At 62.0% G+C, this 255-nt stretch carries 1 pseudogene; it reads left to right on the top strand.

Going from position 1 to position 255, the window contains the following annotated elements:
• Positions 1-69 precede the first annotated feature (69 nt).
• Positions 70-255 (top strand): annotated as a pseudogene (locus tag E0D98_RS26890) (conjugal transfer protein); the annotation flags it as partial.

Below are 255 nucleotides of genomic sequence, written 5' to 3'. Positions count from 1 at the left end.
ACAGGCAGGAAAAAACTCTGCAACAGGCACAATCCCACAGCCCCGGCCTGTGAGCCGGTAAGGACGACCATGAACATGAAAAAAACGCTGCTGGTCATACTGACCAGCATCTCGCTGGCTTCTCCGGTTGCCGTGGCAGCAACCTGTCGGGCAGGTGCTGCCGCAGAAGCCGGCAGCAAAGCCGCCTGGGAGCGGGCGCGCACAGCCAGCCAGGCATGGTCACAGCGAGAAAACGACGTCGCCTCCTCCCTGCAG

Origin of the sequence: Escherichia sp. KCJ4928 (genome assembly GCF_004352695.1) — a bacterium.
Taxonomy (GTDB): domain Bacteria; phylum Pseudomonadota; class Gammaproteobacteria; order Enterobacterales; family Enterobacteriaceae; genus ECMA0423.
Note: the sequence above shows the minus strand (reverse complement) of the source record. Positions and strands in the feature narration are given on the sequence as shown.